This window comes from Blastococcus sp. SYSU DS0619 (assembly GCF_054051035.1).
On record NZ_JBJHAM010000006.1, the window covers coordinates 130882 to 144674 of the forward strand.

Below are 13793 nucleotides of genomic sequence, written 5' to 3' on the forward strand. Positions count from 1 at the left end.
TGGAACAGGACCCGGCGCGGGAGCGTCGTCACCGTTCTCCACGCGTCATGACCACCACGGTAGTGGCAGCGTCTCCCAGGGATGCACCGACGGCACGCGCCGCGATGTCCCGCATTCCCACGGCCCGCAGTTCCGGGAGCAGGCCGGGGAGTTCCTCCAGGGCTCGGGCCCCGACGAGGGCGACCAGCTGGGCGCCCGGCCGGAGCAGGCCGCGGCACCACCCGACGAGGCGGGGGAGTGGCGCGACCGCCCGCGCGGTGACCACGTCCACCCGGCCGACGGCGGCGACGACGCCCCGGTCCTCGGCGCGCCCCCGCACGACCCGCCACGACGACGATCCTGCGAGGTCCGCCACCGCGTCCTCGAGGAACTCCACCCGGCGGGCCATGGGCTCCACCAGGGTCAGCTCGATGTCCGGCCGGGCCAGCCCCAGCGGGATGCCGGGCAGCCCCGCTCCACTCCCGACGTCGACCACGCGGGCACCCTGGGGCACCGCCTCGGCGACCGCCGCGCTGTTGAGCACGTGCCGCTCCCACAGCCGGGACACCTCGCGTGGCCCGATCAGCCCGCGCGTGACCCCGTCCGTGGCCAGCCGGGTCACATACCGCTGAGCGGCCGGCAACGCATCGCCGAAGACGCCGGCGGCCACGGCCGGCGGCGCGGGCGCGACCACATCCTCGGCACCGGCCGCCGCGCCCGGCGCCGGACGTCCGTCGGTCACCTGTCGGGCAGGACCACGACGCGGCGGTTGGGCTCCTCGCCCTCCGACTCGCTGTGCACACCGGCCACCGAGGCGATGACGTCGTGGACGACCTTGCGCTCGAACGGGTTCATCGGGCTGAGCCGCTCCGGCTGACCGCTGGCGGAGACCCGGCTCGCGGTCTCGCCGGCGAGGGTGGTCAGGTCGGCCCGCCGCTTGGCCCGGTAGCCACCGACGTCGAGCATCAGCCGACTGCGCACTCCGGTCGACTGGGCGACCGCGAGCCGGGTGAGCTCCTGCAGCGCCTCGAGGGTGGCGCCCTCGGGTCCGATCAGGTCGGTGAGCCGGCCGCCGACGATCGCGACCGACGCGCGGTCGCCCTCCACGTCGAGATCGATGTCGCCGTCGACGTCGAGGATGTCGAGGAGGCGTTCCAGGTAGTCACCGGCCACGTCCCCCTCCCGGACCAGCAGGTCGTCGCCGGTCCCACCGGCCCCACCCGCCTCGCGTGTCTCGAGGTCCACCGGCTCCACGACGGCGTCGTCGCTGGCGGCGTCCGCGTCGGGCAGGGCGGGCGGGTTGTCTGTCACGGGCTGCTGCGGAGCACTCACGGGTGTTCCTCCCAGTTCGGTGCGGCGGCCGGGTGTCCCCGGTGGTCGGTGTGCCGGGCGTACCGGCGGAGGTGCGGTCGAGCGGTGGTCAGCGACGCTTCCGCTTGCCGCGGTTGGCCGGGCCCTGTCCCGAGCCCGGCCGGGAACCGCCCCCGGCGCGGGGCGTCCCGTTGGCCGAGCCGCCGCCGGCGGGCCCCGCACCGTTGCTCCCGGCGGGCGGCGACCCGTCCGCGCCGGCTGCCGTGCTGCCGTGCGCCTCACCGGACGCCGGAGGCGTGACGGGCGGCTGCGTCGGCCGGCCCTGCTTGGGGCGGACCGGCTTGGCGCCGGGCTTCGGGGCGAGCGTGCGGGGGTCGACGACCGGCTTGCCCTCGGCGGCCTTGGCCTTGGCGGCGTCGGAGCCGGGCGGCGGCAGCTTGCGGAGGATGAAGAACTGCTGGCCCAGCGTCCAGAGGTTGTTGACCATCCAGTAGATGAGGACGCCGATGGGGAAGATGAAGCCGGAGACGAAGAGGCTGATCGGGACGCCGTAGAGCATCAGCTTCTGGACCATGGCGGCCTGGCCCTCGACCGGGCCCGAGCGCGACATGATCTGCCGCTGGGTGAAGTACGTCGTGAAGCACATGATCAGGATCAGCGCGAAGGCGACGATCCGGATGTTGGTGTAGGTGACGCCCTGGATGTCCAGGATCGCCTGCTCCTTGGCGCCGCTCATGTTGAACGACGAGGAGATCGGGGCGCCGAAGAGCTTGGCGCGGGCCGCCTGGTCGGTGAGCTCGTCCGACCAGGAGTAGAGCCCCTGCTTGTCCGGGGCGAGCCGCCGCAGCACGTGGAAGAGCGACAGGAAGATCGGGATCTGCGGCAGGATCGGCAGGCAGCCGGCCAGCGGGTTGACCCCGCGCTCCTTCTGGAGCTGCTGCATCGCGACGGCCATCCCCTGGCGGTCGCTGCCGTACTGCTTGCGCAGCTTGGCGATCTCCGGCTGCAGCTCCTGCATGGCCCGCTGGGACTTCACCTGCTTCACGAAAAGCGGGAAGAGGATCAGCCGGATGGTGACGACCAGGAAGACGATCGCCAGGACCCAGGTGAGGCCGGCCAGTCCGGTCTCGGCGGCGGGGTCGCCGAGGACGACGTTCCACAGCGAGTGCCACCGGGCCATCACCCAGGAGATGGCGGTGTACAGCCAGTCAAGCAACGGAGGACTCCTCCTGCGGGGTCCGGCACGAGGCCGGCGGGGTGGCCTCGCGGCCGGGGTCATCGGACGGCGCACCCGAGGGGCGTGCCGCTGAGGTGGACGAGCGGGGGCCCGTCCCGGTTCCGGGCCGCCCGGTCACCGGCGGGACGAGGTCGACGCCCCCGGGGTGCCAGGGGGCGCACTTGAGCAACCGCACGAACGCCAGCCAGGTACCGCGACCCGCGCCGTGCCGGGCCACCGCCTCGGCCGCGTAGGCGCTGCAGGTCGGGTGGAACCGGCAGCGCGGGGGCAGCGCCGGGCTGATGGCGCGGGAGTAGAAGCCCACCGCCCGGAGCAGCAGCCGGGCGACGGGGGAGTGGTGCGGGGTCGTGGCGCGGGTGTCGTTCACCGGGCACGCGCCCGGTCGCCGAGCAACCGGTCCAGGCCGGCGGCCAGGTCCCGGTGCAGTACGGCGGAGTCCGCAGCGGCGGCCTCCGGACGAGCCCGGACCACCAGGTCCGCACCCGACGGGAGCCGGTCCAGCTCGGCACGGACGACGGCGCGCAGGCGACGGGTCACCCGGTGGCGGACCACCGAGTTGCCCACGCTCTTGCCCACCACGAAACCGGCCCGCGCAGCCACCGGCGACGCGGGGTCGCCGGTCGGCTGCTCGGGCCGTTCGGGGAGGAGGTGCAGCACCATGGTCGGCCGCCCGGCGCGTCGACCGGATCGGACGACCGCGGCGAAATCCGGGCGCCGGCGCAGGCGTGCCTGCGCAGGCAGCACGTCAGGCGGAGAGCTTCTCGCGGCCCTTGCGCCGACGGGTGGCGAGGATCGCCCGGCCCGCGCGGGTCCGCATCCGCAGCCGGAATCCGTGCGTCTTGGACCGGCGACGGTTGTTCGGCTGGAACGTGCGCTTGCTCACGAGGTACTCCCACTACACGGCATCGGCGGTGCGTCCCCGTCGGTGGACGGGGACGCGCAGGGTGTCGGGTCGGCGCGACGGCCACCCCCGGCACCCCGGAAGCTGGCACTGCGGAGCGCCGGACCGGTACCCGACCCCGCAGGCACGCTGCAGTGGCCGGGAACGGGCAGACCCGTCCACAGACTCCGGCCAGCATAGCCGAGGACCGGTGGCTGCCGGCGAGCGACCGCCCATGATGGCCCGGCCGGTCCGCCGGGGTCCCCCGGCGCGCCGGTGCACGGGACACGACGGGGGGGGTGGTCTCCGGCTCCCCGGGGCGCGCCCGCCGGACACCGCGGCGTTGCCGGGCTGTGGATGAGGCTGTTAGCGTCGCCGTCGCTCCGCGTCGGGCGTCAGGGTCACGGCGCGCGGGCCGACCCCGTCGGTCGACCGACCGCCGAGCCCCTCCTCCAGCCGCCCGATCCCGGCCGTGACCAGCGATTCTGCTGTACCGGCCGTCGTCCCGTGCGGAGCCGGCGCACCATCCCGCCGGCCGTGCACAGCCTGTGGACACCGATGTGGACCACATGCGTTCGTATGTCCACAGCCGGGGCACCCACCGGTGGACGGACCACGGTCGCGGGGAGGCCGGCACGGCAGGTGCCGGGCACCGGGAGCGGCCACGGGGTCGACTGCATGGGAGGACTACACGGCATGGCCGATGCCACGCTGGACCTGGCCACGGTCTGGGACCAGATCCGGGAGCGACTGGCGACCAGCCTGTCCCCGCAGCAGAACGCGATGCTGAACCTCACCCGGCCACTGGGCCTGGTCGAGGACACCGCGGTGCTCGCCGCGCCCAACGAATTCACCCAGACGGTCCTCGAGTCGCGCATGCGCCGGGTCCTCGCCGAGGCGCTGTCCGAGCAGTTCGGCCGGGACATCCGGGTCGCCGTCCAGCTCGAGGACGCCCCCGCCGCCCCCCCGACCGACAGCCGCGACGACGAACCGGTCCGCCGGCCGTGGTCGGCCGCCGAGGCGCAGCGCGCCGAGGAGGACCGCGCCACCCGGGACCGCGCCGACGACGGACGCAGTGCGTTCGGCGTGCGCACCGACGTCGTCGGCACCGCAGCCCCCTGGGACCGCGGCGCCGCGGCCGAACGCCCCGCACCGCCCGACTTCCCCGAGGTCCGCGAGCTGCACCCCGCGGACGGACCGCAGCGCCCGCCCGTGGACCGCGGCGCGCCGGAGGACTGGAGCACCACCACGTGGGGGGGCGGCGCGGCAGGCGGCTCCGGCAGCCGCGACTGGGGCGGCGTCGACGACGACCGCAGCGCGGACGTGCTGCCGTTCGACGTCGACGGCTCCGCGGGGGAGCAGCGCCGTCCCGGCGTCGGGTCCGGTGGCCGGACGCGACGGCCCGAGGCCGGTCGCCCCGCCGGGCTCGACCCGGGCCTGAACGCCAAATACGTCTTCGACTCCTTCGTCATCGGCAACAGCAACCGGTTCGCCCACGCGGCGGCGGTCGCCGTCGCCGAGGCGCCGGCGCGGGCCTACAACCCGCTGTTCATCTACGGCGAGTCCGGCCTCGGCAAGACGCACCTGCTGCACGCGATCGGCCACTACGCGGCACGGATGTTCCCCAACGTGCGGGTGCGCTACGTCAGCACCGAGGAGTTCACCAACGAGTTCATCAACCTGGTGCACTCCGGCCGGGCGGAGGAGTTCCGCCGCCGGTTCCGCGACATCGACTTCCTGCTGATCGACGACATCCAGTTCCTCGAGCGGGCCGAGCGCACGCAGGAGGAGTTCTTCCACACCTTCAACACGCTGCACAACGCCAGCAAGCAGATCGTGATCACCTCCGACCGTCCGCCCAAGAAGCTGACGACGCTGGAGGACCGGCTGCGCACCCGGTTCGAGTGGGGCCTGATCACCGACGTCCAGGCGCCCGACCTCGAGACCCGCATCGCCATCCTGCGGAAGAAGGCCTGGGGCGAGCGGCTGCAGGTCCCCGACCAGGTGCTCGAGTTCATCGCCAGCAAGGTGCAGACCAACATCCGCGAGCTCGAGGGCGCGCTCATCCGGGTGACCGCGTTCGCCAGCCTGAACAAGCAGCAGGTCGACCTGCCGCTGGCCGAGCTGGTGCTCAAGGACCTGATCAGCGACGAGCAGGGCCCGCAGATCACCGCCGCGATCATCATGGCGGCCACGGCCGAGTACTTCTCCGTGACGATGGAGGAGCTGCAGGGCACCAACCGCAGCCGCACCCTGGTGAACGCACGGCAGATCGCGATGTACCTGTGCCGGGAGCTCACCGAGCTGTCGCTGCCGCGCATCGGTGCCTCCTTCGGCGGCAAGGACCACACCACGGTCATGCACGCCGTCAAGAAGATCACCAACCTGATGAGCGAGCGCCGGGCCACGTACACCCAGGTCACCGAGCTGACCGCCCGCATCAAGAGCCGCGCCCGGCAGTAACTCTGTCGTCCTCCGGACGACACCGCGGCCAGGTGCCGTTCCCCTGCTGAGCTGAGCCGATCCGCCGTGCCTGCGCGGACCCTCCGGGCCCACTCGGCACAGCCCTGCTCGGTGCCGTCCCGACCGGGGTGACACCGCGGGCAGGTGCCGTCCCCTTGCTGGGCTGAGCGAGTCTCTCGCGCCTGCGCGGGACCCTCCGGGCCCCGCTCGGCGTGATCCTGCGGGTGCCGTTCCCGACGTCGGACCGGGCGTACGCGGGTTCCTCTCCCGGCTCGGCGACGGGGTGGTCGGGGCGGTGATCCACGGCTGCCGGGGGTGACGCGGCGTTGCCGGGACGGTCACCGTCCGGACGCCTCCCGGTCACCGCTCCGGCGTGGTCGACATGTCGTTGTCCACACCTGTGTGGATCCCTGGGGACGACGGAATCGCTGGTCCTCCGCGCGATGGGCCGCCGGACGTCGCCGACCGGCGTCGACTCATCGAGAAGTTGTCCCCAGGAATGTGCACAGCTGGGGGAAAGTCGGGTCGGCGCCGTTCCGCCTCGTTCCCGGCCGGCACGACCGCCAGCGGGACCGGAGCCGTCCGATCGGCGGCCACACGCCGCTGACCTGCACCGATGCCACCACAGAGCGCCGGGCCATGCAGCACGACGTCGATCGCCGGCCGCACCGTGCACACGACCTGGGGACGGACCGGGGAGACGCAGGGGACAGCAGGTGGACCGGCGCGGGTCGCGGTGCACAACCGTCGATCTGTCCACGTGTCGACAACAGGAAGACGCTGACCACCCACAATCGGCCAACACCCCCGAACGCCCGCTGACCTGCGGGAAGGGGCCCGATCCCCAGCTTCCACACGTGTGATGACGAGGATGAGGGAGTTATCTCGGAGAATTCTTGAACCACACTCTGGGTGGGGACGCTGCGGGCCGGGGCTCCCCGGACCGCAGCGGGAATGGCCGATCAGCAACCGGTCGAGGGACCGGGGTTTCCCCACCGGGCACTGCAACAGGCACGATGAGCACCGCAGCGGAGCCCTCGCCCCGCAGCAGCACGAACGACGAGCTCCGTGCCCACGCCGTCCGCCCTCCCGGTGGCCGCAGGGGCCGGACCGAACATGGGTGGGTCGAGAGATGAAGTTCCGGGTGGCACGTGAGGTGCTCGCCGACGCCGTCGCCTGGACGGCGCGCAGCCTGCCGCCGCGACCGTCGGTGCCGGTGCTGGCGGGCATCCTGCTCGAGGCCGACGGGAACGTGCTGTCGGTCTCCGGCTTCGACTACGAGGTGTCGGCCCGCTCGGAGGTCGACGTGCAGACCAGCGAGAACGGACGCGTGCTGGTCCCCGGCCGGCTCCTCGCCGAGATCACCCGCGCCCTGCCCCCGCACCCGGTGGAGATCACCGCCGAGGGCCCGCGGCTGGCCATCACGTGCAGCAACGCGCGGTTCAGCCTGCCGACCCTCCCGGTCGAGGACTACCCGTCGCTGCCCTCGATGCCCTCGGCGGCCGGGATCGTCGAGAGCGACGTCTTCGCCGAGGCCGTGGCCCAGGTCGCCGTCGCCGCGGGCCGGGACGACACGCTCCCGATGCTCACCGGGGTGCGGCTGGAGATCGAGGGCGACCAGATCACCCTCGCCGCCACGGACCGGTACCGCCTCGCGGTGCGCGAGTTCGCCTGGCGGCCGGAGACCTCCGGGCTGTCGGCCGCGGTGCTCGTCCCCGCGCGCACGCTGGCCGAGGCGGCCAAGACGCTGACCAGCGGTCCGGAGATCACGCTGTCGCTGTCCTCGGGCAGCTCCGGCGAGGGCATCCTCGGCCTCTCCGGCAAGGACCGGCAGACCACCACCCGGCTGCTGGACGCCGAGTTCGTGAAGTACCGCGCGATCATGCCCAACGAGTCGCTGGCGAACGCCACGCTGCCGGTGGGGCTGTTCACCGACGCCGCCAAGCGGGTGGCGCTGGTCGCCGAGCGGGGCACGCCGCTGCGCTGCGAGTTCACGCCGGGCCAGGTGACCCTGCGGGCCGGGGGCAGCGACGACGAGGGCCAGGCGGAGGAGCGCTGCGACGTCGACTTCGACGGCGAGCCGCTGACCATCGGCTTTAACCCGACGTTCCTGCTCGACGGCCTGGCCGCGGTGCACACCGACCGCGCGCGGATGGACTTCACCAGCCCGCTCAAGCCGGCCGTGCTGTCCGGCGTCGAGGAGCCGGCGGCCGACGACGACAAGCCGGCGCCGGTCGAGCGTCCTGGGAGCTACCGGTACCTGATCATGCCGGTGCGGCTGCCGGGCTGAGCCACTTCCGCTCCGGGCCCCTGCACGGACCCGGGGTCGGCCGCCGGGCGGGAGCCGCCCGGCACGAGCACGATGGATCGCGACCACGACGGCGAAGAGAGGCGGGACCGTGCAGCTGGGGCTGATCGGGCTGGGCAAGATGGGCGGCAACATGGCCGAGCGGCTGCGCCGCGCCGGGCACGAGGTCGTGGGATACGACCGTGCTCCCGGCAAGCGCGACGTCGACAGCCTGCCCGCACTGGTGGAGGCGCTCGCAACGCCTCGCGTGGTGTGGGTGATGGTGCCCGCGGGTGAGCCGACGAAGGCGACGATCAAGGAGCTGAGCGAGCTGCTCAGCCCGGGCGACGTCGTGATCGACGGCGGCAACTCGAAGTACACCGACGACCAGGTGCACGACGTCATGATGCGCGAGAAGGGCATCGGCTACATCGACGCCGGGGTCTCCGGCGGCGTCTGGGGGCTGGAGAACGGCTACGCCCTCATGGTCGGCGGGACGAAGGAGGACGTCGCCACGGCGCAGCCGATCTTCGACGCTCTGAAGCCGCCGGCCCCCCACGACGAGTCCGGGCAGGAGATGCCCGGTGCCGGCTTCGTGCACGCCGGGCCGGTGGGCGCCGGCCACTTCAGCAAGATGGTCCACAACGGCATCGAGTACGCGCTGATGCAGGCCTACGGCGAGGGCTACGAGCTGCTGGCCGCGGTCGACCTCGTCGAGGACGTCCCGGGCGTCATCGCGTCCTGGACGCAGGGCACCGTCATCCGCTCGTGGCTGCTCGACCTGCTGGTCCGGGCGCTGGAGGAGGACCCGGAGCTCGAGGAGATCAGCGGCTACGCCGAGGATTCCGGCGAGGGCCGCTGGACCGTGGAGCAGGCGATCGAGAACGCCGTTCCGGTGCCGACCATCGCCGCGTCGCTGTTCGCCCGCTTCTCCTCCCGCCAGGAGGACTCGCCGACCATGAAGGCGGTCGCCGCGCTGCGCAACCAGTTCGGCGGGCACTCGGTGCGCGCCGTCCAGGCGCAGGAGGCCGAGCGGCCCGCGTGACCGGGGAGGGCCTGAGGTGTACCTGAGGCACCTGCAGGTCGGCTCCTTCCGCAGCTGGGACCGGGTGGACCTGGCCCTGGGGCCGGGGCCGACCGTGTTCGTCGGGCGCAACGGCGAGGGGAAGACCAACCTCGTCGAGGCGGTGGGCTACCTCGCGACCATGAGCAGCCACCGGGTCTCCGGTGACGCTCCGCTGGTCGGTCACGGGGCGGCCCAGGCGGTGGTCCGCGCGGCGCTGCGCCGCGGTGACCGGGAGCTGCTCGTCGAGATCGAGATCAACCCGGGCAAGGCGAACCGGGTGCGGGTGAACCGGGCCGCCCTGCCCCGCCCCCGCGAGGTGCTGGGTCTGGTGCGCACGGTGCTGTTCGCGCCCGAGGACCTCTCGCTCATCCGCGGCGACCCCACCGAGCGGCGTCGCTTCCTCGACGAGCTGCTCGCCACCCGGACGCCCCGCCTCGCGGGCGTGCGCAGCGACTACGAGCGGGTGCTCAAGCAGCGCAACGCGCTGCTGAAGACCGCCCGCCTGGCGCGCGGCAAGGCGATGGAGACCCTCGACGTCTGGGACGGGCACCTCACCGACCTCGGCGGTCAGCTGCTGGCCGCCCGGCTCCGGCTGGTCGCCGACCTGGCGCCGCACGTCGCCGAGTCCTACGCCGGCGTCGCCGGGGAGGGCGCCGCGACCGCGGGCCTGGGGTACAGCTCGACCGTGCCGCTGGCCGGGGACGGCGCCGCCCTGCGGGCCGGCGACGAGCTGCCCTCCGGGACCGAGCTCACCGAGGCGATGCGGGCGCGGGTCGCCGAGCGCCGCGGCGACGAGCTCGACCGCGGCATGACGCTGGTGGGGCCGCACCGCGACGACCTGGTGATCCACCTCGGCCCCGCCCCCGCGAAGGGCTTCGCCAGCCACGGGGAGAGCTGGTCGCTGGCCCTGGCGCTCAAACTGGCCACCTTCGCCCTGCTCCGGAGCGAGGGCGAGGACCCGATCCTGATCCTCGACGACGTGTTCGCCACGCTCGACGCCGAGCGGCGGGCCGCGCTCGCCGAGGTCGCTCGGTCGGCCGAGCAGACGCTGATCACCGCGGCGGTCATCGACGACGTGCCGGCCGAGCTGCGGGAGACCCGCGTCGAGGTGGGTGGCGGGATGGCGCTCGTGGTGAAGGATGCGATCCCGGTGGGCGAGGGAGGCATGCCGTGAGCGACGACCGGCCGGCGCGGCCCAGTGACATCGCGCGCGCCGCCCTCGAGGCGGCCCGGGCGGCCTCCGCCGCCCGGCCGAAGCCGACCCGCCGGCGCATCGCCGGCCCGCGGCGCGCGTGGAGCGGCCCCCGGCCCGGCGCCGACGACCCCCAGCCGCTGGGCCGGCTGGTCGACTCGCTGGTCAGCTCGGAGGACTGGTCCTCCCGCACTAAGGTGGGTTCGGTGTTCGGCCGGTGGGACACCATCGTCGGACCGGACATCGCCTCGCACTGCCGGCCGGAGACCCTCACCGAGGGCGAGCTGCTCGTCGTCGCCGAGTCCACCGCGTGGGCCACCCAGCTGCGCCTGCTCGCCCCGTCGATCCTCGGGAAGCTGCGCGCCCAGGTCGGCGGGGACGTCGTGACGAGGTTGCGCGTTGTCGGTCCGACGGCTCCCAGCTGGAAGAAGGGCCCGCGTTCCGTGCGCGGGCGGGGGCCCCGCGACACCTACGGATGAGGCGCCCGCCGGTCGGGTCGGCGCCGGGAGGACGATGCAGGGATGAGCACCCCCCGCGACGGTGACCGGGACGGCTTCGACGACGGCGACGGCCGCGGCTGGCGCGAGCCGCCGCACCTCGGCTCCGGCGCCGGTGACGACGAGGACCGCCCCAACTTCGTCGACCGCCGGAAGACGCCCCGGGACGAGCCGCCCGCCGGCCAGGCCTGGCAGCCGCCGGGTTGGGACCTGCCCGCCGTGGAGCCGGCCCGCCCGGCGCAGCGGCCGCAGGACCAGCCGCCGCAGGACCAGCCACCGCAGGACCAGGGGTCGCAAGGCCAGCTACCGCAGGACGCAGCCCCGCCGCAGGGCCCGCCGGTCCCGGGCCCGCCCCCGCCGGTCCGGCAGCCCGGCCGCGGTGGCGGCCTGTTCGGCCGCCGCCGGCGGGAGCCCGGCGCCGTCGAGCGGGTGTTCGCCTACGGCGGCGACCTGGTCGGCGCCCAGGGCTGGGCGCTGCAGCACGGCTGGACGGTGTCCGACGGCTCCGCTCCCGAGGACGCCGTCCTCGCCGACCTGATCGCCACCTCGCCGGTCCGGGCCACCAAGGACCACCGGGCCGGGAACGTGCTGCGCGGCCGGGCCGGCGGGCTGGAGCTGGTGGCGTTCGACATCGTCTTCGTGGAGCGGCGCGGCGTCGTCCCCGAGTACGCGGTCACCGCGTTCCCGATGCTGGGCAGCGTGCCCGGCTTCCGGCTCAGCCCGGCCCGGTTCTGGCGGCACCGCACCGGCGGCATGGTGCCCATGCCCAGCGGTGACGAGGCCTTCGACGCCCGCTGGCTGTTGCTGGCGGCGGAGGACGACCCGCGGCTGCGCCGGCTCGCCCAGGACCCGGCCGTGCACGGCCTGCTGCTCGGCAGCGACGACGGCGACGAGTTCTGGTCGGGTGCCGGCTACGTGGCCGCGGTCCGGCCCGACGGTCACCGGCCGGAGCTGCTGGAGCACCACACGCGTCTGCTCACCGCCGTCGCCGGCGCCCTCGCCGCCGGCTCCTGAGGGAGTCGGAGCGGGTGGCCACCGCGGTCCCGGACCAGGGCGCCGACACCGGCGTGGGCCTGCGGGACCTGCTGCCGCTGCTGCGTCCCCACCGCCGCTCGTTCCTGCTGGCCGCCGGGCTGTCGCTGCTCGGCGCGGCCGGCGCCCTGGCGCAGCCGGCGCTGGTCGCCCGGGTGATCGACGTCGTCGGTGCGGGAGAGCCGCTGCTGCCCGCGGTGGGCCTGCTGGTCGTCGTCCTCCTGCTGGCGTCGGCGCTGGGTGCGCTCCAGCAGTTCGTCCTCCAGCGGACGGCGGAGGGCGTCGTGCTCACCACCCGGCTCACCCTGACCGACCGGCTGCTGCGGCTGCCGGTGGCGGAGTACGACCGCCGGCGCACCGGCGACCTGATGTCCCGGGTCGGCTCGGACACCACGCTGCTGCGGGCGACGGTGACCTCCGGCGTCGTCGAGGTGGCGGGCTCGGCGGTGGTCGGCGTCGGCGCGCTGGTGGCCATGGCGGTGGTCGACGTCTGGCTGCTGCTGCTCACCGTCCTGGCCGTCACGATCGGTGCGGTGACCGCCGTCCTCGCGTCGCGCGGCGTGCGGCGGCTCTCCCGGCGGGCCCAGGAGGAGGTCGGCGCGATGACCGCCGCCGTCGAGCGGGCGCTGTCGGCGGTCCGCACGATCCGGGCGAGCGGGGCGACGGCGCGTGAGGTGGCGACCGTGGGCGCCAGCGCCCGGCGGGCCTACCTGGCGGGCGTGCAGGTCGCCCGGCTGGAGGCGCTGGTCTCCCCGGCCGGCTCCATCGCCGTCCAGGGCGCCTTCCTGGCGGTGCTGGGGGTCGGCGGCTACCGGGTGGCCGACGGCACCATCACCGTCTCCGCGCTCGTCGCCTTCATCCTGTACCTGTTCCTGCTGGTCATGCCCCTGGGGCAGGCGATCAGCGCCTGGACCCAGCTGCAGACCGGGCTCGGCGCTCTCTCCCGGATCCAGGAGGTCCTCCGCCTGGATCCGGAGGACGACGAGCGCCCCGAACGGGCCGGTGGCGCAGCTGCGGTCGTCCGCACCGGCGGTGCGCCGCTGCTGGCGCTCGACGACGTCTCGTTCCGCTACCCGGACGGCACCCCGGTGCTGCGCGGGGTCTCCCTGGAGGTCCCGGCCGGCAGCCGGGTGGCGCTGGTCGGCCCGTCCGGTGCGGGGAAGTCGACGGTCCTGGCGCTGATCGAGGGGTTCTACCCGCTCTCCGGCGGGGAGATCCGCTGGGCGGGGACCGACGTCCGGGACCTCCCCCGGGCGTCCCTGCGCGCGCGGCTGGGCTACGTCGAGCAGGAGGCCCCGGTGCTGGCCGGGACGGTGCGGGACAACCTGCTGCTGACCCGCCCCGACGCCACCGACCCGGAGCTGTGGGCGGTGCTCGCCGACGTCGGCCTCACCGAGGTCGTGCGCCGGTCGCCGCGCGGCCTGGACGTCCTCGTCGGCGACGAGGGTGTGCTGCTCTCCGGTGGGGAGCGGCAGCGGCTGGCGATCGCCCGATCGCTGCTGGCGCGGCCGGAGCTGCTGCTGCTCGACGAGCCCACGGCCAGCCTGGACGCGCGCAACGAGGGCCTGCTGCGGGCGACGCTGGCCGCGGCGTCGGCCGGCCGCGCGCTCCTGGTCGTCGCCCACCGGCTGTCCACGGTGCTGGACAGCGACCAGATCGTGGTCCTCGACGAGGGCCGGGTCGTCGCCCGTGGGACGCACGCCGAGCTGGTGGACAGCAGCCCGCTCTACCGCGAGCTCGCCGCAGCCCAGCTCCTCGTCTGACCCCCGTGTTGATCAGGTGACCTGATCATCACGGGTCCTGGCTCACCGTCGATCCTGAGCCAGGACCCCGTGCGGTGAGCCAGGAA

General features: G+C 74.3%; 13 protein-coding genes. 7 read left to right on the forward strand and 6 right to left on the reverse strand.

What is annotated here, in order from left to right:
- Positions 1 to 28 precede the first annotated feature (28 nt).
- The 6 genes from rsmG to rpmH all read right to left on the reverse strand — a co-directional run bounded on the left by rsmG (position 29) and on the right by rpmH (position 3410).
- Positions 29 to 721, reverse strand: a complete 693-nt coding sequence (gene rsmG, locus ACI79T_RS10450; RefSeq protein WP_456609996.1) for a 16S rRNA (guanine(527)-N(7))-methyltransferase RsmG — start codon at positions 719 to 721, stop codon at positions 29 to 31.
- The gene (locus tag ACI79T_RS10455; RefSeq protein ID WP_456609997.1) at positions 718 to 1311 is read right to left on the reverse strand and encodes a Jag family protein; all 594 of its coding nucleotides are present in this window, start codon (positions 1309 to 1311) and stop codon (positions 718 to 720) included. The genes rsmG and ACI79T_RS10455 overlap by 4 nt, the downstream gene beginning before the upstream one ends.
- A gap of 88 nt (positions 1312 to 1399) precedes the next feature.
- Positions 1400 to 2506 (reverse strand): membrane protein insertase YidC, encoded by a 1107-nt coding sequence (gene yidC / locus ACI79T_RS10460; protein ID WP_456609998.1) that lies wholly within the window; start codon positions 2504 to 2506, stop codon positions 1400 to 1402.
- Positions 2499 to 2894, reverse strand: a complete 396-nt coding sequence (gene yidD, locus ACI79T_RS10465) for a membrane protein insertion efficiency factor YidD (protein WP_456609999.1) — start codon at positions 2892 to 2894, stop codon at positions 2499 to 2501. Before yidD ends, yidC begins: the two co-directional genes overlap by 8 nt.
- Complete coding sequence (rnpA, locus tag ACI79T_RS10470) at positions 2891 to 3271, reverse strand: ribonuclease P protein component (protein ID WP_456610000.1); 381 nt, start codon at positions 3269 to 3271, stop codon at positions 2891 to 2893. Before rnpA ends, yidD begins: the two co-directional genes overlap by 4 nt.
- A 1-nt stretch (position 3272) precedes the next feature.
- Positions 3273 to 3410, reverse strand: coding sequence for a 50S ribosomal protein L34 (gene rpmH / locus ACI79T_RS10475; protein ID WP_091930872.1), 138 nt, complete (start codon positions 3408 to 3410; stop codon positions 3273 to 3275).
- 693 nt (positions 3411 to 4103) lie between these two features.
- Between rpmH and dnaA the strand changes: the two genes are divergently transcribed.
- The 7 genes from dnaA (at position 4104) to ACI79T_RS10510 (ending at position 13707) form a co-directional block, all read left to right on the forward strand.
- Positions 4104 to 5870: a chromosomal replication initiator protein DnaA gene (dnaA, locus tag ACI79T_RS10480; protein ID WP_456610001.1), complete on the forward strand. Its 1767-nt coding sequence runs from the start codon at positions 4104 to 4106 to the stop codon at positions 5868 to 5870.
- A gap of 1132 nt (positions 5871 to 7002) precedes the next feature.
- Entirely contained in the window at positions 7003 to 8160 is a 1158-nt protein-coding gene (gene dnaN, locus ACI79T_RS10485) for a DNA polymerase III subunit beta (protein WP_456610002.1), read from the forward strand.
- Positions 8161 to 8269: 109 nt separating this feature from the next.
- The gene (gnd, locus tag ACI79T_RS10490; RefSeq protein ID WP_456610003.1) at positions 8270 to 9202 is read left to right on the forward strand and encodes a phosphogluconate dehydrogenase (NAD(+)-dependent, decarboxylating); all 933 of its coding nucleotides are present in this window, start codon (positions 8270 to 8272) and stop codon (positions 9200 to 9202) included.
- A gap of 16 nt (positions 9203 to 9218) precedes the next feature.
- Complete coding sequence (gene recF / locus ACI79T_RS10495) at positions 9219 to 10397, forward strand: DNA replication/repair protein RecF (protein WP_456610004.1); 1179 nt, start codon at positions 9219 to 9221, stop codon at positions 10395 to 10397.
- Positions 10394 to 10894, forward strand: a complete 501-nt coding sequence (locus ACI79T_RS10500) for a DUF721 domain-containing protein (RefSeq protein WP_456610005.1) — start codon at positions 10394 to 10396, stop codon at positions 10892 to 10894. Before recF ends, ACI79T_RS10500 begins: the two co-directional genes overlap by 4 nt.
- A gap of 42 nt (positions 10895 to 10936) precedes the next feature.
- Positions 10937 to 11926, forward strand: coding sequence for a hypothetical protein (locus ACI79T_RS10505; RefSeq protein WP_456610006.1), 990 nt, complete (start codon positions 10937 to 10939; stop codon positions 11924 to 11926).
- A gap of 14 nt (positions 11927 to 11940) precedes the next feature.
- Positions 11941 to 13707 carry an ABC transporter ATP-binding protein gene (locus ACI79T_RS10510; protein ID WP_456610007.1) on the forward strand — a complete coding sequence of 589 codons (1767 nt, stop codon included), beginning with the start codon at positions 11941 to 11943 and terminating at the stop codon, positions 13705 to 13707.
- Positions 13708 to 13793: the final 86 nt, after the last annotated feature.

Excerpts from the sequence above, each read along its gene's own strand:
- dnaA (WP_456610001.1), top strand. The coding sequence starts at position 4,104 with ATGGCCGATGCCACGCTGGACCTGGCCACGGTCTGGGACCAGATCCGG.
- dnaN (WP_456610002.1), top strand. The coding sequence starts at position 7,003 with ATGAAGTTCCGGGTGGCACGTGAGGTGCTCGCCGACGCCGTCGCCTGG.
- ACI79T_RS10505 (WP_456610006.1), top strand. The coding sequence starts at position 10,937 with ATGAGCACCCCCCGCGACGGTGACCGGGACGGCTTCGACGACGGCGAC.